We start from the raw sequence: 21,460 nt of genomic DNA, 5'->3' as shown, positions 1-21,460 counted from the left end.
CCTTAATCCTTTCGGGGGCGCGGGGGGGGGGCCGGGGGGGGGGCGGCTCCCCCTCGGCGTCCCCTTCTCTGCTGGGTCGCGCCGGGTGTCGCCCGGGCCCCGCCCCCCCCCCCCTCGACCGGACAGGACCCAAGGCCTTTCGCTCGTGTGGTCCGACGCCCAGGGACTCTCACGCCGTGTCGTAGTGGTGGCGCGCTGTCTCGATCTCGCCGTTGTGGTCGGTGACCCACTGGGCGAGGGCGTGGACCGTGGCGCGCAGGCTCTCCCCGAGGGTGGTCAGCTCGTATTCCACGCGCGGTGGCACTTCGGCGTAGGCGGTGCGGGAGACGAGGCCGTCGCGTTCGAGGTGGCGCAGGGTGAGCGTCAGCATGCGCTGGGAGATGCCGGGAACCCGCTGGTGCAGGGCGCCGAACCGCAGGGGGCCGTGGCTGAGGATGCCGATCACGAGGACCGACCACTTGTCGCCGATCCTGTCCAGGGTCTGCCGGAAACCGCGGCCGTTGTCGGGCCATGTCTCGCACGGGTGCGGAACATGGGCGACGCCATCAGGGTCGGCGATGTGCTCTGCGAACATGAATGTGCCTTTTGTGAGGTCCTCGACACGTCATTACGGTGGGGCTACTTACCCATCGTAACCAAGCGAGGTAGCAGCATGTCCTCCACGCCTTCCGCGTCCTCCGTGCCCTCCGTGCCCTCCGTGCCCTCCGCGCCCTCCCCCTCTTCCGCGTCTTCCACGATCGCGGTTGTCGGCGCCGGTCCGGGGCTGGGCCGCGCCATCGCCCGCCGCTTCGGCGCCGCCGGGCACTCCGTCGCCCTGATCTCCCGCGACGGCGTGAAGCTGCGGGGCCTCGCGGACTCCCTGGCCGCCGAGGGTGTCACCGCCCGGGCCTACCCGGCCGACGTCACCGACGAGAAGGGCCTGACCAGTGCGCTGACCACGGCCGCCGAAGAACTCGGCCGGATCGGCGTGCTCTCCTACAGCCCGGCTCCCACCTTCCCGAATGTGTCCGGCCAGGTGCCCGACCTCAAGGCTCTGGGGTTCACCTCCGCGGCCGAGACCACCGCGCGATCCGTGCGCCCCATGTTCGACATGCTTACCGGCGGCGCTCTCACCGCCGCCGCGGCGGTTCTGCCGGCCATGCGCGAGGCTCGCGACGGCGCTCTGCTGTTCACCACCGGCACGACCGCCCTCACCCCCGTCCCGGGGATGAGCAACTCCGGCATAGCCCTGGCCGGGCTGCGCTCCTGGGCCCGTGGCCTGCACGACGACCTCGCCGGTGAGGGCGTCTATGTGGGCCACCTGTCCATCAGCCTGCCGATCGTGCCCGGCTCGGGCGAGGGCGACCCGGACGCCCTCGCCGACCGCTGGTACCGGCTCGCCCAGGCCCGTGACGCATTCGAGGTCACGGTCGGCGGCGTCCAGGGCGTGTCTTCGAAGTAGCGCCGTCTTCGAAGTAGCGCCGTCGTCAAAGTAGCGCCGTCGTCCCGCCGGGCAGGCGGGACTTGAAGACGCGCCCCAGGCCGGGACGCGCCCCGCGCACCGAGCGCGCTCCACCGCGACCGAGCGGCGGGGCGCGCTTCTCGCTGCCCGCTCCCGCTGATCACATCCGTAAGCTCGCGTCCTCCCGCCCGTCATCGAACTCGCCTACGCTCCCTCTCGGTTGACATGCCCAAGACATGCGCAACGGGAGGAACAAGGCATATGGCAAAGCTCCTTCGCACCACGGTGGCGGCCGGCGCCGTCGCCGTGCTCGCCTTCACCGCCACGTCCGCCGGCGCCGCCGACCCGGGCGCGCTGCCCTACCCCTCCACCACCGGGGTCGGTGTCCACAACGCGTACGAGAAGGCCACCTTCCCGTACTTCGCGGACGCGCTCGACTCCGGAGCCGGGATGCTCGAACTCGACGTATGGACCAACCTGTTCGGCGCCTCCTGGCGGGTGTCCCACAGCAATCCGCTGGGCAATGACAACAACTGCGCCAACGCCACCACGGTGAGCCAGCTGCGGACCAACGCGAAGAACCGCGATCTGGCCGGCTGTCTGACCGACATCAGGACCTGGCACGACGCCAACCGGAACCACCGGCCCATCGTCATCAAGATCGAGATGAAGGACGGTTTCCAGGGGCAGGGCGGCCGTGGCCCCGCCGCCCTGGACGCGCTGCTCAACAGCAAGCTCGGCGACGCGCTCTTCCGCCCCGCCGACCTGGTGGGTGATCGCGCCGACCTCGACCAGGCGGCCCAGGCAGGCGCCTGGCCGTCGCGCGCGCAGATGGCCGGCAAGTTCATCGTCGAGCTGATCCCCGGCACGGTGGAGGAGCAGAACCCCCTCGACACCCTGTGGACCGACCGTGAGTACGCCACCCATCTGCGTGACCTCAAGGCGGCGGGCCGGCTGAGCGAGGCCGCGGCCTTCCCCGCCGTCCACAAGGCCGCCGCCGGAGATCCGCGCACCCGCTACCCGGACACGACGATCAGGCCCTGGTTCGTGTTCTTCGACGGCGACGCCGCCACGTACACGGCGGGCGGAATCGACACCGCGTGGTACGCGCAGCGGAACTACTTCCTGCTGATGACGGACGCCCACAACGTGCCGCCGGCCATCGACGGCAGCAACCCCACCGAGCAGCAGGCCCGCGACCGGCTGACCCTGCTGGCCCAGCGGAACGCCAGCCTGATCTCGGCGGACTGGCGCGCGCTGCCGACAGTGCTCGCGACCGTCGTTCCGCGCGGCTGAGTCCGGGGGAGCCAGGGACCCCCGGGAAACCCGGGGAGCCACACACGTCCCGGGGCCGGTTCCGCTCACCGGCCCCGGGACTCGCGGGTCGCGCTGTCCCGTGGGTCCTGCACGGCCCGTGGTCCCGTTCCCCTCAGCCGGGCTCCGCCACCTCCCGCCCGTGCGCCGAGAGGACCGTCTCGACCGTGTCCGCCTCCCCGGCGGTCTTGTCCTCGCGGTAGCGGACCACCCGGGCGAAGCGCAGCGTCACCCCCGCCGGATAGCGGGACGACCGCTGGAGTCCGTCGTAGGCGATCTCGACCACCAGCTCGGGCCGTACGGTCACGGTGAAGCCGTCGTCACGGACCGCCAGTTCCCGCAGACGCTCCGTCTGCCACTCCAGCATCTGGTCCGTCAGTCCCTTGAACGTCTTGCCGAGCATCGCGAACGAGCCGTCCTGCCGTCGCGCGCCCAGATGCAGATTGGAGAGCCTGCCGGTGCGCCTCCCGTGCCCCCACTCCGCGGCCAGCACCACGAGATCCAGGGTGTGCACCGGCTTCACCTTCAGCCAGCCCGCCCCGCGCCGGCCCGCGCTGTAGGGGGTGTCCAGCGCCTTGATCACCACACCCTCATGGCCCCGGGCCAGGGTGTCGCGGAGAAACGCCTCGGCGGCCCGCCCCTCCTCCCTGGCCGCGCCGGTGACCACGATCCGGCGTACCCGCATCGGCTCGGGAACCAGCCGCGCCAGTGCCTCGTGCCGCTCCGCGCACGACAGCTCCAGCAGATCCTCGCCCCCGGCGGCGAGGACATCGAAGAAGACGGGTGACAGCGGGACGGCCGCCGCCGCGGTCCGTACGTCCATCCGCGAGCCGACCCGGCTCGCGATCTCCTGGAACGGCCTCGGCCTGCCCTCCGCGTCCAGTGCGATGACCTCCCCGTCCAGCACGAAACGGTCACCGGGCAGCCCCAGGGCGATCGCCGTCACCTCGGGCAGCCGGTCCGTGATGTCGTCGAGCGTGCGGGTGAAGATCCGGACCGTCGGCCCGTCGCGGTGCACCTGCACCCGGATGCCGTCCAGCTTCTCCTCGACGGCGCACTCCCCGAGCCGGCCGATCGCCTCCGCGACGCTCGCCGCGCTCTGCGCGAGCATCGGCAGTACGGGCCGCCCCACCGTCAGCAGAAACTCCTCCAGCACCCGCGGCCCCTCCATCAGCAGTCGCTCCGCCACCTGCTGGAGGGAACCGGCCAGCATCACCGCCCGGCGTACGGCGGCGGCCCGCGCGCCCGATGTCTCCGCCAGCGCCTCGACGGCGACGGCGTCCAGCGCGCCCTGGCGCACCTCGCCGGAGATCAGCCCCACCAGGAAGCGCTGCTCCTCCTCGGTGGCCGCGCCCAGCAGCTCCTGGACCAGCCGTCTGCGCTCGCCCTGCGCCCCACGGCCCGCCACCGCCGAGAGAGAGGTGAAGACGGCGTCGACCCGGTGCACCGTCAACGTGGCGCGGTCCGCGGGCGGGGGCGGGTCCTTCAGCGCGTTCCAGCCGACGCCGATCTTGCCCTGCGGCAGTCGCCCGGCCAGATACGGAATGACGATGGGCACGTCCTCGGCCCCGGCCGTACGGAAGAGTCCGGCCAGCAGGGAGATCTTCCGGGAGCGCGCCGACGTCTCGGCGACCTCCCGGGAGACATGCGCGAGCGGTGCCAACAGCATGCTGCCATCGTGCAACGCCGCGCGCGGGTCCGCCCGTCCTGACGGGGGACAGGGCGGCACGCCCCGTCGGCCTGGCTCCACGAACGCATGGCACGAACGCATGGCACGAACGTGCGGCCGTCGGCACATTGTCCCGGCAACGGCCCGGCTGAGGGCTGTCCCGTCATCCCGGCGGGCGGATGACGGGACAGCCCTCAGGCCCGACACCCGTCCCGCCCCGTGCGCACTCCGGGACGGTGCGGCCATACTGGACGGGCCGGGGAGGGCGCAGCGAGGTGACGGGGGCGACAGCACGCGATGGCGGACACCAGGCTGATCCAGGGCCGCTACCGGCTGCTCGATCTGATCGGGCGCGGGGGGATGGGCGAGGTGTGGCGGGCTCGCGACGAGTCGCTCGGCAGACAGGTCGCGGTCAAGTGCCTCAAGCCGCTGGGACCGCAGCAGGACCAGTCCTTCACCCGGATCATGCGGGAGCGGTTCCGCAGGGAGGCGCGGGTCGCCGCCGCGCTCCAGCACCGGGGCGTCACCGTCGTCCATGACTTCGGCGAGGACAACGGAGTGCTCTATCTCGTGATGGAGCTGCTCGACGGACGCAATCTCAGCCAGCTGCTGGAGGACAACGAGCAGCATCCGCTGCCGGTGCCCCATGTCGTCGACATCGCCGAGCAGGTCGCGGACGCCCTCGCGTACACCCACGGCCAGGGCATCGTCCACCGCGATCTGAAGCCCGCCAACATCATGCGGCTCGCCGACGGCACCGTGAAGATCTGCGACTTCGGCATCGCGCGGCTCGGCCATGACATCGGCTTCACGTCCCGGCTGACCGGTACCGGCATCGCGATGGGGACCCCGCACTACATGTCGCCCGAGCAGATCGGCGCCGGCCATGTCGATCACCGTAGCGACCTCTACTCGCTGGGGTGTGTGCTGTACGAGATCGCCACCGGCGCCCCGCCGTTCGACCTGGGCGACGCCTGGGCCGTCCTGGTCGGCCACCGCGACACCCTCCCGGAGCCGCCGCGCAAGCACCGGTCGGAACTGCCGGAGTTCTTCGACCGGCTCGTCCTCGATCTGCTGGCCAAGACACCGGAGGAGCGGCCCACCGACGCGGGCGACCTGCGACGCAGGATCGGCGCGGCGCGCGGCGCCCCCGGTCCGGCGGGCACGGTCCAGGGAAGCACAGGGCTCGGGAGCACGGGCCCGCTGAGCACCGGTCCGCGGCCGTCCCCGGCCTTCCCGGCGCCGCACGGGGCCACCACGCCCCACCACCCGGGCGGCTCGGGGCCGCCGTGGGACGGAAGCCCACTGCCGTCCTGGGCCCGGTCCATGACCACCGGCCACAAGGCGACCGGTGTCTCCGTGCCGCGGCCCACCCCACCCGACCACACCGCGGGCCTCACCGGCGAGTGGACCCGCCCCGCCGATCCGCGCGCCACCATCGGAACGTATCCGGCCGCCGCGCGGCCCACCCCGTCCCCCGAACAGCTCGCGGTCCTCGTCAGCCGGCACAACGCCGGTCTGAGCCTCGGCCGGCTCGGCCGCTGGGAGGAGGCGGGGGAGGTGCACCGCGCGGTCGCCGCGGAACGTGAACACGCGCTGGGCCCCGACCACCCCGACACCCTCGCCAGCCGGTACGAGGTCGGGTTCACGCTCAGCAGGACCGGCCGCACGGCGGACGCGCTGCGCGAGTTCACCCGCGTCGCGGAGGGGCGCGCCCGCGCGCTGGGCCCGGACCATCCGGACACGCTCGCGGCCCGGCAGGAGATGGCGTACGTACTGGGGCAGCTCGGCCGGCACTTCGAAGCCCATGACGTGTTCGCCGCGGTGCTCGCCTCGCGCGAGCGCACGATGGGCCCCGACCATCCGGACACCCTGCGCTGCCGCCACAACCTGGCGTACAACCTCAGTCGTCTGGGACGTCTGGAGGACGCGCACCGGCTGGCCCACTCGGTCGCCGTGGCCCGTGCCAGGGTGCTCGGTGCCGACCATCCCGACACACTGGTCAGCCAGTACGAGGTGGCCTACGCGCTGGGGCGGCTCGGCCGCTGGCGGGAGGCGCTGGACGGCTACCGTGAGGTGGCCGCGGTCCGCGCCCGCGCGCTGGGCCCCGACCACCCCGACACACTCTCCGCGCGCTACGAGATCGGCATCAGCCTGGGCCGGCTCGGCCGCAGCGAGGAGGCCCTCGATCTGTACCGCGGGCTCGTCGCCGACCGCACCCGCGTTCAGGGGCCGCTGCATCCGGAGACCCTGCGGGCCCGGCACGGCTTCGGGGTCAACCTGGGCCGGCTCGCCCGCTGGGACGAGGCGCTCGCGGAGGCCCGTGAGGTGTGCGAGGCCCGGGAGCGGGTCCTCGGCCCCGACCACCCCGACACCCTCGTCAGCCGCCGCGAGATCGCCGTCGGCCTGGGCTGGCTGACCCGCTGGCCCGAGGCCCTCACCGTCTACCGCAGGGTCGCCGAGGCGCGGCACCGGGTCCTGGGTGCCGTACACCCGGACACCTTGGCGGCCAGGAACGACGAGGCGCACTGCCTGGAGCAGCTGGGACGGGGCGGCGAGGCGGTGGAGCTGTACCGCCAGGTCGCCGCCTTGCGCCAGCAGCACGGCACCCGGGGGCGCTGAGCGCCGTCCCCGCCGCCGTACCGCCCTGCCGTCCGCGCTGCTGCGCCGCGGTGCTCCCGCGGCTCACCCGGCGGTACTCGTACGGGTGGCCCTCCCCGGCCGCCGGGAGTCAGTCCTCCGACGCCACCCAGCCGACCGCCTCGATACGCGCCGCGTCCTTCCGCCGTGCCTCGTCGAAGACCGGGCGCCCTCCGTCCTCGACCCGCAGCCCGTCCACATAGGCGCCCCGCCCCACGTACAGCCGGTCCGTCGTGTACCGCCAGCGCAGCCGTACCTCCGTATCCCGCCAGGCCGCCAGATCCGCCGTCAGCCGGTGCCAGCCGCGTCCCGACCAGCCCGTGGCCGAGCCCGCCGGGTGCGCCAGCGGCTCCTGCCCGGAGCCCACGGTGGTGAAGGGCACCGGCCGCCACTCGCTCCCGGTGTCGGCCGACGCCTCCAGGAACAGCCCGTCCGCGTCCGGCTCGGTGTCCCACCACAGCGAACAGCGCAGCACTCCGGCGCGGGCCGTGATCGGGGGAAGCGTCAGCGTGGCGGTCGTGGCGCTCGCCATGCCGGAGAACCACGCGGTACGGCCGTGCGCGGGCCGCACGGCGACGGCCCGCGCCATCCGGTTGGCCGCCGCGACGCGCGGCGCGCTGCCGGACCGCCAGCTCCGCACGGGGTGCACCGAGTTGCCCAGCACGATCAGGAAGGAGTCGGTCGTCGGGTCGAGAACGAGACTGGTGCCCGTGAACCCGGTGTGGCCCGCCGTGCTCGGGGTGGCCATCGCGCCCATGTACCAGTGCTGGTAGAGCTCGAAGCCCAGTCCATGGGCGTCGCCGGGGAATCCGGAGTTGAAGTCGGTGAACATCAGCTCCACGGACTCGGGCCGCAGGATCCGGGCCCGGCCGTACGCGCCGCCGTTCAGCAGCGCCCGGGCGAGGATCGCCAGGTCCCAGGCGCGGGAGAAGACCCCGGCGTGGCCCGCGACCCCGCCGAGGCTGTACGCGTTCTCGTCGTGCACCTCGCCCCACACCAGCCCCCGGTCGAGCCCTGACCAGGGCCGACGCGCGTCCTCCGTGGCGGCGATCGACGGTTTCCAGGAGGCGGGCGGGTTGTAGCGCGTGCGACGCATCCCGAGCGGGGCCGTGATCTCGTCGCGGAGCAGCGCGTCCAAGGTGCGACCGGTGATCCGCTCCAGGATCAGCTGGAGCGAGATCAGATTGAGGTCCGAGTACAGATAGGCGGTGCCGGGCCGAGTCACCGGGGCCTCGTTCCACAACAGCTGGAGCTTGCCCTCGTACGTCGGCGCCGTGTAGAGCGGGACCCAGGCGCGGAAGCCGGAGGTGTGCGTCAGCAACTGGCGCACGGTCACGTCCTGCTTGCCCGCCCGCCCGAACTCCGGGAGATACGTGGTGACGCGTTCCGCCAGCTCCAGCGCTCCGCGCTCGATTTGCTGGACGGCGAGGATCGAGGTGAACAGCTTGGAGAGGGAGGCGAGATCGAAGACCGTGTCCTCGGTCATCGCGATCCGTCGCTCGGGAGGCAGCTCCACTCCGGTGTCGGTCTTCTCGTCGTACGCCGCGTAGCGCACGGCGGCGCCGAGGGGACGGTGCAGGGCGACCGTACCCGCGCGCCCGGCGAGCAGTACGGCCCCCGCGTACCAGGGGTGCGTGGGGGAGGGGCCGAGGAAGGCGGCCGCGTCGTCGACCAGCCGGTCCAGCTGACCGGGGAGGAGACCGGCCCGCTCGGCGGAGCCGTGCCGCAGCGTCGTCCGTCGCGCGCCGCCGGACCCGCCCGACCCGCCGTCCGAACCGGGCGTGGTGGCGCGGGCCGAGCCCCCGGCGAACGGGATCGGCGCCACGGCGAGCGCCCCGCCCAGGGCCAGTACCCCGCCGCCCAGCCTGCGCCGGCTCATCCCAGCGGCCCGCGGCTCGCTCGGCGCGCCGTCACCCGCGCCGTCACGCGCGCCGCCCCCCGTACCGCTCGCTCCGCGTCCGCTCGCCCGGTCCTCCGCCATGCGGCAGCCCTCCCCTGAACGTCGCTTCTCACATCCGACCCAGCCGTCAGGACCTCTTACCACAGCGGAACTGACACCGCATCACGTGCGACGGGACGGGTTTGCCGCGAGGCGCCGCCACCGCGCGCACCACCAGTACCTCTGGCAGCGTGTGGCGCATGAGGACGAGCGTCGGCATCAGGTCACTGGTGTCCCGGTGGACCGTGGTGGTGCCACTGCTCGCGGTTCTCGCGCTGATCCTCAGCTGGGGGCGCAGCCTGCCGGGATACGCGGTCGCGCTGGTCGCCCTCTGTCTCGCGGGCGCCGTGCTCGCGGCCGTGCACCACGCCGAGGTGGTCGCCCACCGGGTGGGGGAGCCGTTCGGCTCACTCGTCCTCGCCGTCTCGGTCACGGTCATCGAAGTGGCGCTCATTGTCACGCTGATGATCGACGGCGGCGACAAGACCGCCTCGCTCGCCCGGGACACGGTCTTCGCCGCCGTCATGATCACCTGCAATGGCATCCTCGGCCTCTGCCTGCTGGTCGGGGCGGTGCGCGGCCGGGTCGCCGTGTTCAACGCCGAGGGCACGGGGACCGCGCTGGCCACCGTCGCCACCCTGGCCACGCTCACGCTCGTGATCCCGACGTTCACCACCAGCAAGCCGGGCCCGGAGTTCTCGTCCGCGCAGCTGGGCTTCGCCGCGGTCGCCTCACTCGTGCTGTACGGGCTCTTCGTCGCCGTACAGACCGTGCGCCACCGCGACTATTTCCTCCCTGTCACCCAGGAAGGGGACGTGCGCGAGGAGGACTCGCACGCCCCGCTGCCCACCCGCCGGGCCGGCGTGCTGAGCCTGGTGATGCTGGTCGTGGCGCTGATCGCCGTGGTCGGGGACGCGAAGGCGGTGTCCTCGACCATCGAGTCGGGGGTGGAGGCGGCCGGGCTGCCACAGGCTGTGGTCGGTGTGATCATCGCTCTGTTGGTGCTGCTGCCCGAGACCCTCGCCGCCGTACGCGCGGCCCGCCGCGAGCGGGTGCAGACGAGCCTCAACTTGGCGCTCGGCTCGGCCATAGCGAGCATCGGTCTGACGATCCCGGCCATCGCGCTCGCCTCGATCTGGCTGAGCGGGCCGCTGGTGCTGGGGCTGGGCGCCGTCCATATGGTGCTGCTCGCGCTGACGGTGGTGGTGGGCGCCCTGACCATCGCGCCGGGCCGGGCCACCCTGCTCCAGGGCGGGGTGCATCTGGGGATCTTCGCCGCGTTCGTCTTCCTCGCCATCAGCCCGTGACCCGGACGGTCCCTCCGGGGGATTGACCCGCCGCGCCACCGCCCGGAGGATCGCGCCATGAACGCCCAGGACCACACCGCGCCGGAGCCCGACGACCCCCTGCGGGAACTGCTCGACAGCACCGTCGACGGCGTGGTGCGCCGTACCGCGGCGCGGGTGCCCGGCCGCGTGGCCGTACGGTACGCCGACCGTACCTGGACCTACGCGGAGCTGGACGCGGCCGTCTCCACCGCCGCCGCCGAGCTGCGCGGACACGGGCTCGCGGACGGCGACCGGGTGGCGACCTACGGCCACAACTCGGACGTCTATCTGATCGCCTATCTGGCCTGCGCGCGGGCCGGGCTCGTCCACGTACCGGTCAATCAGCACCTCACCGGCGAGGACCTCGGCTATCTCGTGAAGCAGTCGGGCAGCGCGCTCGTCCTCGCGGATCCGGGGCTGGCGGGGCGGGTCCCCGAGGGCGTCCCGGTCCGCGCTCTGCGCGACACCGCCGACTCACTGCTCACCGCGCTGGCCACCCCGAGGCCCTATGAACGCGCCGGCGACCCGGGCGAGTTGTCCCAGCTGCTCTACACCTCGGGCACCACGGCGCTGCCCAAGGGCGCCATGATGACGCACCGCGCCCAGGTGCACGCGTACGCCAGCGCCATCACGGCGCTGGATCTGCGGGAGAGCGACCGGCCGGTGCACTCGCTGCCGCTCTACCACTCCGCGCAGACGCATGTCTTCCTGCTGCCGTATCTCGCGGTCGGCGCGGAGAACACCATCCTGGACGCACCGGACCCGGAGGCGATCCTCGAACTCGTCGGCGCGGGCCGGGCGGACAGCGTCTTCGCGCCGCCCACCGTATGGATCGGCCTGTCGCGCCACCCCGGGTTCGCCACGCGCGATCTGACCGCGCTGCGCAAGGCGTACTACGGCGCCTCGATCATGCCGGTGCCCGTACTGGAACGGCTGCGCGCACAGCTGCCCTCGCTCGCCTTCTACAACTGCTTCGGACAGAGCGAGATCGGCCCCCTCGCCACCGTCCTCGGACCCGACGAGCACGAGGGCAGGATGGACTCCTGCGGCAGGCCCGTACGGCACGTCGAGGCACGGGTCGTCGACGAGAGCGGCGAGGACGTCCCGGACGGTACGGCCGGCGAGATCGTCTACCGGTCGCCACAGCTCTGCGCGGGGTACTGGGACAAGCCGGAGGAGACGGCGGAGGCCTTCCGTGACGGCTGGTTCCGCTCGGGGGATCTCGCCGTGCGGGACGCCGAGGGCTACTTCACCGTGGTGGACCGGGTGAAGGACGTCATCAACTCCGGTGGGGTGCTGGTGGCCTCCCGGCAGGTCGAGGACGCCCTCTACACCCACCCCGGCGTCGCCGAGGCCGCGGTCGTCGGGCTGCCCGACGACCGCTGGATCGAGGCCGTCACCGCCGTCGTGGTCCCGCGCGGCGAGGTCACCGAGGCCGAACTCCTCGCCCACGCCCGCGAGAAGCTCGCCCACTTCAAGGCCCCGAAGCGGATCGTGTTCATGACGGCGCTGCCGCGCAACGCCAGCGGGAAGATCCTCAAACGTGAGCTGCGCGAGCGCCTGAGCGAGTCCTGAGGCGCCGCTCGGGACCCGCTCGGGACCCGCCTGGACCGCTCGGACCGCTCGGACCCGCTCGGGACCCGGGCTCAGTGCGGCCTGAGGTCCACGATCCGCTTGATCTTGCCCACCGAGCGCTCCAGGGTCTCCGGATCCACGACCTCCACCGCCACCGAGACCCCGACCCCGTCCTTGACGGCCGCGGCGATCGCCCGCACGGCGTCCACGCGCTGCGCGGACGTCGCTCCCGCGCGGGCCTCGGCCCGTACCGTCAGCGCGTCCATCCGGCCCTCGCGGGTCAGCCGGAGCTGGAAGTGCGGGGCCACCCCCGGCGTACGCAGCACGATCTCCTCGATCTGGGTGGGGAAGAGGTTCACCCCGCGCAGGATCACCATGTCGTCGGACCGGCCGATGATCTTCTCCATCCGGCGGAAGACCCGTGCCGTACCCGGCAGCAGCCGGGTGAGGTCCCGGGTCCGGTAGCGGATCACCGGCATCGCCTCCTTGGTGAGCGAGGTGAAGACCAGCTCGCCCTCCGCGCCGTCCGGCAGCACCTCCCCGGTGAACGGATCGACCACCTCCGGATAGAAGTGGTCCTCCCAGATGTGCGGACCGTCCTTGGTCTCCACACACTCCTGGGCGACCCCCGGGCCCATCACCTCCGACAGCCCGTAGATGTCGACGGCGTCGATCGCGAACCGCTCCTCGATCTCCCGCCGCATCTCCTCCGTCCAGGGCTCGGCACCGAAGATGCCCACCTGGAGAGAGGTCGTACGGGGGTCCACGCCCTGCCGCTCGAACTCATCGAGCAGCGTCAGCATGTACGACGGCGTCACCATGATGATCTCGGGGCGGAAGTCCTGGATCAGCTGGACCTGGCGGGCCGTCATGCCCCCGGACGCGGGGATCACCGTGCAGCCGAGCCGCTCCGCGCCGTAGTGCGCGCCGAGTCCGCCGGTGAAGAGCCCGTAGCCGTATGCCACATGGACCTTGTGCCCGGGGTGCCCGCCGGCCGCCCGGATCGAGCGGGCCACCACATCGGCCCAGGTGTCCAGATCGTGCTGGGTGTACCCGACGACGGTCGGCCGGCCCGTGGTGCCGCTGGAGGCGTGGACGCGCCGTACCCGCGACTGGTCCACGGCGAACATCCCGAACGGATAGTTGTCCCGCAGATCGGCCTTGGCGGTGAACGGGAAGCGCGCCAGATCGGCGAGCGTACGGCAGTCCTCGGGGCGCAGCCCCGCGCGGTCGAAGGCCGTCCGGTAATGACCGACGTTCTCGTAGGCGTGGCGCAGTGTGGCGCGCAGCCGCTCCAGTTGCAGTACGGCCAGCTCCTCGCGGCTGAGTTGTTCCGCCGCGTCCAGCAGAGGTGTCATGGGCGCTCTCCCGGTCCCTCGGACAGTGCGGTCGTCCGATCGACCGATCATTCGGTTGATCGTCCCGGGGCCAGTAATTCAGGAGTGCCGATGAGCGTCAAGGGCCGTGACGCGACCGGCGCGGTGATTCGCCCGGTCCCGTTCCGGCCTCGCGCCGCGGCCTGTCCGGGACCGGCGCCGGTCGATAGGGTGGCTCCGGGACGACGCAGCGGGAGGAGCAGGACGTGGCTGAGAGCATCACCACCCATAAGCCGCTTTCGGGCTGGGACAAGCCGGAACTCGATCTGAGCAACGCGGACTGGCAGTCGAGCAGCCGGGGTACGGGTGACGTCCAGATCGCTTTCGTCGAGGGGTTCATCGCCATGCGCAACAGCGGCCGGCCGGAGAGTCCGTCGCTGATCTTCAGCCCCGCCGAGTGGCGGGCCTTCGTGATCAACGCGCGCGACGGGGAGTTCGACCTCACCTGACGGACGTGACGTGGTTCCGCCCGGTGTCCGGCTGACAGAGCGTGGGCGGCCGGCTCCGGTGAAGTGGCGCGAACCCGTACCATGGTGGGATGTCCTTTCTCCGCCGCCGCAGCGCCGCCACACCCGCGGGCCCGGACTTCGATGTCCTGGCCATGGACCCGGGTGACTGGCCCGGCAATCTGGGGGCGGGGCTGCTGCCCGCGCCCGATGGCAGCTGCCAGGGTGTCTTCCTCAGGTACGACCTGTTCGGTGGCCGCGGGCCCGCGATGATCATCGGGAATCTGCCCGCGGGGTCACCCGCCCGCGAGCTGGCCGACGGGCAGATTCCGTTCGAGGTGGCCCAGCTGCTGCTGGCGCTGGAGAACGAGGAGCCGGTCGAGGTGACCGGCGCCGAGGACATTCCGGTGATGCAGGGGGACAACCTCCTGATCGTGCGCCGCCTCAAGCTTTCGGAAAGCCGTATCTCCTGCGTGCAGTTCGACCGCAGCGACGATGTGCTGGTCACCATCGCCAGCTGGGACCGGCCGATCACGGACGACCTCTACGCGCTGCTGAAGCCGCTGCCCGCGGAGCTGTTCCAGCAGGGCTGAGCCAGGGGTCGAGTCAGGGGCAGAGCGCTTCCGCACGGTGGGGATCAGGGGTCGGTGTCCGGCCGGGTCCGCACCGGCGGGAGCGAATTTGTCATGTCCCTTGCCATTTCAGTCATCGGACTTTTACCGTGCCTGCCATGACCCCTGGGATGAGCCGCAGAACCACGATCAAGTCCGCGCTTGGGGTAACAGGCGCACTGACGCTGGGTGTTCCGGCGATATCCGGAGCCACGGCCGCCGTTAACCCCTCCGATGAATTGACACTCAGGTATGACACACCCGCCGCCGACTGGGAGCGTGAGTCGCTGCCCATCGGCAGTGGTGCGCTCGGCGCGAGCGTGTTCGGCACCCTCGCCACCGAACGCCTCACCCTGAACGAGAAGACCCTGTGGACCGGCGGCCCCGGCGCCGCCGGCGGATACGACCACGGCAACTGGACCCAGCCCCGGCCCGGAGTGCTCGCCTCCGTGCAGCGGCGCCTCGACACCGAGGGCACGCTCACCCCGGAAGCCGTCGTCGCCGAACTCGGCCAGCCGAAGCACGGCTTCGGCGCCTACCAGGTACTGGGCGAGCTGGAACTGGCCGTACCGGGTGCCCCGTCGGCCCCTGATGGCTCCTACCGCCGTACCCTCGACCTCGCGTCCGCGCTCGCCGCCGTCACCTACACCCACCAAGGCGTCGCGTACACCCGGGAGTTCTTCGCCTCCTACCCCGGCAAGGTCATCGTCGGCCGGTTCTCGGCCGATCAGCCGGGAAAGATCGGTTTCACCCTGCGCTACACCTCGCCGCGCGCCGACTTCACCGCCACGGCGAGCGGCGACCGGCTCACCATCACAGGCGCGCTCCAGGACAACGGGATGCGGTTCGAGACCCAGATCCGGGTACGGACCAACGGCGGCCGGGTCAGCGCGGGAGCGAACGGCACCCTCACCGTCACCGGCGCCAACAGCGCCTGGTTCGTCCTCGCCGCCGGTACGGACTACGCCGACACCTACCCGCGCTACCGGGGCGCCGACCCGCACCGCGCGGTCACCGGCTCGGTCGACGCGGCGGCCGCCCGCACGTACGAGGCCCTGCGCACCGACCATGTGAACGACCACGGCGCGCTCTTCGGCAGGGTCTCGCTCAACATCGGCCAGCAACTCCCCGACCTGCCCACCAACCAACTGCTGGCGCAGTACACAGGGGGCGCCGGCGCCGCCGACCGGGCGCTCGAAGCGCTGTTCTTCCAGTACGGCCGCTATCTGCTCATCGCCTCCTCACGGGCCGGATCCCTGCCCGCGAACCTCCAGGGCGTGTGGAACAACGTCACCAACCCGCCCTGGTCGGCGGACTACCACGTCAATATCAACCTCCAGATGAACTACTGGCCGGCCGAGGTCACCAACCTCGCCGAGACCACCGCGCCCTACGACCGCTACGTCGAGGCGATGCGCGCGCCCGGCCGGGTCAGCGCGCGGGAGATCTTCGGCTCGGCCGGCTGGGTCGTACAGAATGAGACCAACCCGTTCGGCTTCACCGGCGTGCACAACTGGGCCACCTCGTTCTGGTTCCCGGAGGCCGCGGCCTGGCTCACCCAGCAGCTCTACGACCACTACCGGTTCAACGGCTCCACCGACTATCTGCGCTCCACCGCCTATCCGGTGATGAAGGAGGCCGCGGAGTTCTGGCTCGCCAATCTCCGCACCGACCCACGCGACGGCAAGCTCGTCGTCACACCCAGCTACTCACCCGAGCACGGGGACTTCACCGCGGGCGCCGCGATGTCCCAGCAGATCGTGCGCGATCTGTTCACCAACACCCTGGAGGCCGCCAGAACCCTGGGGGACGCACCCGACTTCCGCACCCGGCTGGAGACCGCACTGCGCGATCTCGACCCCGGGCTCCGTATCGGCTCCTGGGGCCAGCTCCAGGAGTGGAAGACCGACCTCGACAGCCGGACCGACGACCACCGCCATGTCTCGCATCTCTACGGACTCCACCCAGGCCGGCAGATCGTCGCGGGCAGCACGTGGGCGGAGGCGGCCAAGGTCTCGCTGACCGCGCGCGGCGACGGCGGGACCGGCTGGAGCAAGGCGTGGAAGATCAACTTCTGGGCACGGCTGCGGGACGGCGACCACGCCCACAAGATGCTCTCCGAGCAGCTCAAGAGCTCCACCCTGCCCAATCTCTGGGACACCCATCCGCCCTTCCAGATCGACGGAAACTTCGGCGCGACGTCGGGAGTCGCCGAGATGCTGGTGCAGAGCCAGCACGGCCCGATCGAGATCCTGCCCGCCCTGCCGGCGTCCTGGCCCACTGGCCGGGTGACGGGGCTGCGGGCGCGCGGCGGCGCCACCCTCGACATCAGCTGGAGCGGCGGCAGGGCGAGCCGGATCACGCTGCGCGCGAGCCGTACGCGGGACCTGACCCTGCGCAGCACCCTGCTGCCGGGCGGTGAGCGCACCTTCCGGGCGACCGCGGGAAGGACCTACGAGTTCACCCCGTAGGTCCCCGACCACTCGGTCCCGGCCCCATCCGCCACCCGGCCGATGGGGCCCTCGTCCGGTGGACCGCCCCTCCTGCGGAACCGGGCGGAATCGCGCAAGATGGGAGGCACGACGGGGGGTCGGCAGGCGCCTGTCCGCCCGCCCGCCGGACCTTCATCGAGCGAAGGGACAGCATGGACAGCAATGGTCTGAACCCCGACGTCCTGCGGGAACTGCGCGCGCTGCGCCCCTATCCGGCCGTGTCCCTGACGATGCCCACCCACCGTCGCGAGCACCATCACGAGCAGGACGCGGTAAGGCTGCGCAATCTGCTCGCCGAGGCGGGACGCCGACTGGAGGCCGAACCGGATCTGGACAAGCGATCCCGCGCGGCCGTCAAAGGACAGCTCGACAAGGCCGTCGCCGAGGTCGATCTGCGTCATCTGCTCGACGGACTGCTGCTGCTCGCCGACTCCGGGGAGTTCCGGGTCTGGTATCTGCCGCGCGAGGTGCCCGAGCGCGTCGTACTCTCCGACACATATCTGACCAGGAACCTCGTGGCCGCCACCGCGCAGTCGCGGCCGTACTGGGTGCTGGCGATCGCCGCCGACCGCGCGACGCTCTGGAGCGGATCCGGTGAATCCCTACGCGAACACCGCGAGAACGGGTTTCCCATGACGCCGCCCGAGGAGACCTGGGACGTCGAACGCGAGGAACGGATCGGCGACACCCCGAGCACGTTCACCGACGAGGAGACCCGCCGCTTTCTGCGGTCCGTCGACGAGGCCATGGGAGCCGTGCTCGCGCGCCGGCCCCGGCCGCTCCTCCTGGTCGGCCTCGCCCCCGCGCTCGCCCTGCTGGACGAGGCGGGCAACGCCACCCGCACGGCCGTCGGACGACTGGTCAAGGGCGGTCTGACGGACGGTCCTGCCCCCGTCCTGCGGAGGGAACTGGCGCCCGTGGTCGAGGAGTACGCGCGCCGGCGGATGGCCGAGGTACTGACCCGGCTGGACGACGCGAAGGGCCGGCGCACCTTCGCCGCCGGACTCGACGAGGTCTGGGAGTCGGTACGCGAGAAGCGGGCCGATCTGGTCGCGCTCGAAGAGCACTACCGCCGTACGGTCCGCGTCAGCGACGGCCATCTGATCCCGGTCGACGACGAGTCCGTCGCGGCCCCCGACGTACGCGAGGACATCGTCGACGAACTCGTCGAAGCCGCTCTGGACGGCGGCGCCGAGGTGGTGTTCCTCCCGGACGACGCGCTCGCCGCCCACGACCGGATCGCCGCCGTCCTGCGCTACTGACGCCGCGCCCCGGATTCCGCGCGCCCCGGATTTCGCGCGCCCCGGACGCCGCGAGCACCGACACACCGCGCATCGACACCGCGCGCAACGACTCCGCGCTGCCGTCCCGCCTGCCAGGACAGACATGCGCCGGGCGTCACCGGCTCCCCCGCGGCCGGTGACGCCCGGCATTCCCCCCGCCGGTTGGTCAGCGCGCCGGACGCACCTCCACGTCGGCCGCCTTCACATAGGCGACCCGGTGCCCGAACTGGATCTCGTAGTACGTGTCCTTGCCCCGCACCACCCGGTGTCCGGCGGTGTCGAAGTCCGGCGCGAAGTAGTACTCACTCGGCGCCTCGGCGCCCCTCACATAGCGCTGACCGGCGAGCAGCTTGTAGGGGAACGCCGAGACCGTCTGGACCGGAACCCCCTCCGGGTAGGCCTCCGCCTCCGGATAGGCCCGTCCGTACACCGGGATCTCCGTGAGCCCGGCCCTCGGCGTCAGCACCGGTGCCTTGGCGCCCACGGCGGTCGGGCTCTTGCGCGGGTTGTGGAACCACGCCTTCTGCCCGAGGTACCAGATCGCCGTCCAGTCGCGCTCGCGACCCGCCACCGCGTACTGCTGGCCGGTCGAGGCACGGGCCCCCAGGTCATTGACGTCGATCGTGGAGTCCTGGCCGCCGGGCCGGAGCCCGATGTCCTTCACGAGCGGCGCGTCCGCGGCCGGCGCCGTGTGAAGCCGTACGGCGCCCGAGCCGTGCGGGGCGCAGGCCTGGCCCGCCTTCTCGCAGCCGGTGTACGCCGGCTGGTGGGACGCGTAGTCCGGACGGATCGTGACCACGGACGCGGATGCCCCCGCGGTCGCTTTGAACGGCTTGCCGAGCAGCTGGAAGTAGTGCGCCCAGTCCCAGTAGGGGCCCGGGTCGGTGTGCATCCCCGGGATCAGCGCGGTGGTCGTGCCGGGCACGTTGTCGTGGCCCAGGATGTGCTGACGGTCCAGCGGGATGTCGTACTTCCTCGCCAGATAGCCGACCAGTCGCGCGGAGGTGCGGTACATCGCCTCCGTGTACCAGGCGTCGGGCGCGGCGAGGAAACCCTCGTGCTCCAGACCCACCGACTTGGAGTTGATGTACCAGTTGCCGGCGTGCCAGCCGACATCCTTGGTCGCCACGTGCTGGGCGATATGCCCGTCGGACGAGCGCAGGGTGTAGTTCCACGACACATACTTCGGGTCCTGGATCAGCTTGATCGTGGTGTCCCAGGAGCCCTCTGTGTCATGGATGACGATGTAGTCGATCGACTGGGATTTCGGCCGGTCGGCCTTGTCGTGGTTGCCGTAGTCGTCCTCGCCGAACTCCCCGTACGGCGCCGGGATCCACTCACAGGCGACCGTGCTCGGACACTCGGCCCGCCCCGGGTCGGCCGCGCGCAGACCGAGCCGCGCCGCCCGCGAGGTGTCGGGGGAGATCCGGGGCGCCGCGGGCAGCGCCACATGCTGGCCGCTGTCCGTCGTACGGCGCTCGCCGCTCCTGATCACGTCGTACACATCATTGGCGTAGGTCGTGGCGGTCGCGGAGTCGTCCGCCCCGGAGAACCGGGCCACCGCCCCGTACCAGTCGGCCGGATCGCCGCTCAGCGGCGCTCCCAGCTCCCGCTGGGCCGCGGCCAGCAGCGCCGCGCCGCCCCGGACATTGGCGGCGGGGTTCCGCCGCAGCTCCTTGGCGGGCAGCCCGGTCAGCTCGGCGGCGCGCTCCAGGGTGCGCAGCCGGGCGGGCAGTTCGGAGGTCTTGGGCAGCGCCGTCCCGGTGACGGTCCGCACCGCGCGCGAGGAGTCCCCGCGCGGGTCCTCGGTGCCCTGCGAGTGGTGCGGCGCGTCGGCGATCGCGGTCCTGGCGTCGGTCAGATGCATCGGGCCGTAGCCGCCGGTGACGCTGGGGGCGCCGCTGTGCGTGTCCCAGCGGGACTGGAGATACGAGACACCGAGCAGCACGCTCGCCGGCACCTGGTAGCGCGCGGCCGCGGCGGCGAACTCACGTTGCAGCGCGCCGGATCCCGGCTGTTCCGCGGTGGCGGACGGAGCGGCGGAGACCAGGGGCAGCAGCAGTGCGACGGACGCCACGACACCCCCCGCTCGCAGTGCGCGACCACGCGGGAATCTCGGTCGTGGGGGGACAGAACCTTGCAATGCAGCCTCCAGTGACGGGTGATGCGTGAAGGGGCCTGCCGGGCCGACGGGGGACTCCAGGGGTATCGGCTCCCGGACGATCCGTCAATCATCGGACACGGAACGGATTTCGCACGTCAGCGTACGTATGACGGAGTTTCGCGGCGGTGGTGTCCGGGCCTGCGGCGCGTCAGTGGAATGGACCAATGATCAGACATCCGCCGCATGGAGCAGCAGGAGCGGCAGTGGCCGAGGCGGAGGATCCGGGCGCGGCGAAGCGCGGCCGGGCTCGGCCGTCACGCGGACGCGCCGCGCCGCCCCGTGGGTCCCCACGGGGCGGCGCGGCGCCGGTTCGTTCTCGCTCGGTACGGTACGGCCGGATCAGCGGGTCCCGACCGCCGCGCGTACGGCCCGCCGGGCCATCGCGCAGTCGTCGTGCAGCCGCCGCAGCAGCAGCCGCTGTTCCTCGGCGCAGGGCACGGCGCCCGGCTGGTGCAGGCCGGGAGCCGCCGGGGGCGGGTCCTGCATCGAGCGCTGGACGGCCGTCTCGTACCGCCGGATCTCACGGGTCAGCAGCAGCATCAGGTTCACCAGGAAGGCGTCCCGGGAGGCCGGGCCCGCCGACTGGGCGATCTGGCTGATCTGCCGCCGTGCCGCCGGGGCCTGACCGAGCACCAGCCACAGCGTGGCCAGGTCGTGGCCCGGCAGGTACCAGCCGGCGTGCTCCCAGTCCACCAGCACCGGACCCGCCGGGGACACCAGGATGTTCGACAGCAGGGCGTCGCCGTGGCAGAACTGGAGCATGGCGCCCCGGCCCACCTCCTGCGCGATGCCGTGCAGCAGCTTCTGGAGGTCCCCGAGGTCCCGGTCGGTGAGCAGCCCCAACTCGTGGTAGCGGGACATCTGTTCGACATAGTCCAAGGGCATGTCGAACAGACCGGCCGGCGGCCGCCAGGCGTTCACCCGGCAGATCGCGCCCAGCGCCGCGCGGATGTCGGCGCGGGGCGGCGCCTCCATCGGATGCCGCTGAAGTGCCGCCACCCGGCCGGGCATCCGCTCGATCACCAGGGTGCAGTTGTCCGGATCCGCCGCGATCAGCCGGGGCGCCCTCACCGGGGGGCGGTGCCGGACGAACGAGCGGTATACGGCTATTTCGTGGCGGCTCCGCTCCGCCCAGGCCGGCGCGTGGTCCAGCAGGCACTTGGCGACGGCCGTGCTGCGGCC

The 21,460-nt window shown here is 72.0% G+C and carries 15 protein-coding genes; 9 read left to right on the top strand and 6 right to left on the bottom strand.

What is annotated here, in order from left to right:
* Positions 1 to 169: 169 nt before the first annotated feature.
* Positions 170 to 574 carry a winged helix-turn-helix transcriptional regulator gene (locus ABTZ59_RS35685; RefSeq protein WP_351424870.1) on the bottom strand — a complete coding sequence of 135 codons (405 nt, stop codon included), beginning with the start codon at positions 572 to 574 and terminating at the stop codon, positions 170 to 172.
* A gap of 78 nt (positions 575 to 652) precedes the next feature.
* On the opposite strand from ABTZ59_RS35685, the gene ABTZ59_RS35680 reads away from it, so the two are divergent.
* Both ABTZ59_RS35680 and ABTZ59_RS35675 read left to right on the top strand, forming a co-directional pair.
* Positions 653 to 1,441, top strand: coding sequence for an SDR family NAD(P)-dependent oxidoreductase (locus ABTZ59_RS35680; protein ID WP_351424866.1), 789 nt, complete (start codon positions 653 to 655; stop codon positions 1,439 to 1,441).
* Positions 1,442 to 1,702: 261 nt separating this feature from the next.
* A complete protein-coding gene (locus ABTZ59_RS35675) occupies positions 1,703 to 2,737 on the top strand; it encodes a phosphatidylinositol-specific phospholipase C domain-containing protein (RefSeq protein ID WP_351424862.1) in 1,035 nt (344 codons plus the stop codon).
* A 133-nt stretch (positions 2,738 to 2,870) separates the two neighbouring features.
* Here ABTZ59_RS35675 and ABTZ59_RS35670 read toward each other — a convergent pair whose 3' ends face one another.
* Positions 2,871 to 4,424: an ATP-dependent DNA ligase gene (locus tag ABTZ59_RS35670; RefSeq protein ID WP_351424855.1), complete on the bottom strand. Its 1,554-nt coding sequence runs from the start codon at positions 4,422 to 4,424 to the stop codon at positions 2,871 to 2,873.
* Positions 4,425 to 4,721: 297 nt separating this feature from the next.
* Here ABTZ59_RS35670 and ABTZ59_RS35665 point away from each other — a divergent pair, with 297 nt between their 5' ends.
* On the top strand, positions 4,722 to 7,046 hold the full coding sequence (locus ABTZ59_RS35665; RefSeq protein WP_351424851.1) for a serine/threonine-protein kinase: 2,325 nt from the start codon (positions 4,722 to 4,724) through the stop codon (positions 7,044 to 7,046).
* Between the two features lie 109 nt (positions 7,047 to 7,155).
* Here the strand turns inward: ABTZ59_RS35665 and ABTZ59_RS35660 are convergent, their stop codons facing one another.
* Positions 7,156 to 8,943, bottom strand: a complete 1,788-nt coding sequence (locus tag ABTZ59_RS35660; RefSeq protein ID WP_351424875.1) for a serine hydrolase domain-containing protein — start codon at positions 8,941 to 8,943, stop codon at positions 7,156 to 7,158.
* 260 nt (positions 8,944 to 9,203) lie between these two features.
* Here ABTZ59_RS35660 and ABTZ59_RS35655 point away from each other — a divergent pair, with 260 nt between their 5' ends.
* Entirely contained in the window at positions 9,204 to 10,310 is a 1,107-nt protein-coding gene (locus tag ABTZ59_RS35655; RefSeq protein WP_351424847.1) for a calcium:cation antiporter, read from the top strand.
* 57 nt (positions 10,311 to 10,367) lie between these two features.
* A complete protein-coding gene (locus ABTZ59_RS35650) occupies positions 10,368 to 11,906 on the top strand; it encodes a fatty acyl-CoA synthetase (protein ID WP_351424844.1) in 1,539 nt (512 codons plus the stop codon).
* A gap of 71 nt (positions 11,907 to 11,977) precedes the next feature.
* Here the strand turns inward: ABTZ59_RS35650 and paaK are convergent, their stop codons facing one another.
* Complete coding sequence (paaK, locus tag ABTZ59_RS35645) at positions 11,978 to 13,264, bottom strand: phenylacetate--CoA ligase PaaK (RefSeq protein WP_351424836.1); 1,287 nt, start codon at positions 13,262 to 13,264, stop codon at positions 11,978 to 11,980.
* A 224-nt stretch (positions 13,265 to 13,488) separates the two neighbouring features.
* Here paaK and ABTZ59_RS35640 point away from each other — a divergent pair, with 224 nt between their 5' ends.
* The 4 genes from ABTZ59_RS35640 (at position 13,489) to ABTZ59_RS35625 (ending at position 18,093) form a co-directional block, all read left to right on the top strand.
* Entirely contained in the window at positions 13,489 to 13,731 is a 243-nt protein-coding gene (locus ABTZ59_RS35640) for a DUF397 domain-containing protein (RefSeq protein ID WP_351424829.1), read from the top strand.
* 89 nt (positions 13,732 to 13,820) lie between these two features.
* Positions 13,821 to 14,321 carry a hypothetical protein gene (locus tag ABTZ59_RS35635; RefSeq protein WP_030353882.1) on the top strand — a complete coding sequence of 167 codons (501 nt, stop codon included), beginning with the start codon at positions 13,821 to 13,823 and terminating at the stop codon, positions 14,319 to 14,321.
* Positions 14,322 to 14,488: 167 nt separating this feature from the next.
* On the top strand, positions 14,489 to 16,810 hold the full coding sequence (locus ABTZ59_RS35630; protein WP_503003859.1) for a glycoside hydrolase family 95 protein: 2,322 nt from the start codon (positions 14,489 to 14,491) through the stop codon (positions 16,808 to 16,810).
* A 173-nt stretch (positions 16,811 to 16,983) separates the two neighbouring features.
* Positions 16,984 to 18,093 (top strand): baeRF3 domain-containing protein, encoded by a 1,110-nt coding sequence (locus ABTZ59_RS35625; RefSeq protein ID WP_351424820.1) that lies wholly within the window; start codon positions 16,984 to 16,986, stop codon positions 18,091 to 18,093.
* A gap of 187 nt (positions 18,094 to 18,280) precedes the next feature.
* Here the strand turns inward: ABTZ59_RS35625 and ABTZ59_RS35620 are convergent, their stop codons facing one another.
* Together ABTZ59_RS35620 and ABTZ59_RS35615 are read right to left on the bottom strand one after the other, a co-directional pair.
* Positions 18,281 to 20,257 (bottom strand): N-acetylmuramoyl-L-alanine amidase, encoded by a 1,977-nt coding sequence (locus ABTZ59_RS35620; RefSeq protein ID WP_503003858.1) that lies wholly within the window; start codon positions 20,255 to 20,257, stop codon positions 18,281 to 18,283.
* A 360-nt stretch (positions 20,258 to 20,617) separates the two neighbouring features.
* The coding region (locus ABTZ59_RS35615) for an aminoglycoside phosphotransferase family protein (RefSeq protein WP_351424814.1) at positions 20,618 to 21,460 on the bottom strand (843 nt) is incomplete at its 5' end.

The organism is Streptomyces sp. NPDC094034 (assembly GCF_040303865.1).
Taxonomy (GTDB): Bacteria; Actinomycetota; Actinomycetes; order Streptomycetales; family Streptomycetaceae; genus Streptomyces.
Note: the sequence above shows the minus strand (reverse complement) of the source record. Positions and strands in the feature narration are given on the sequence as shown.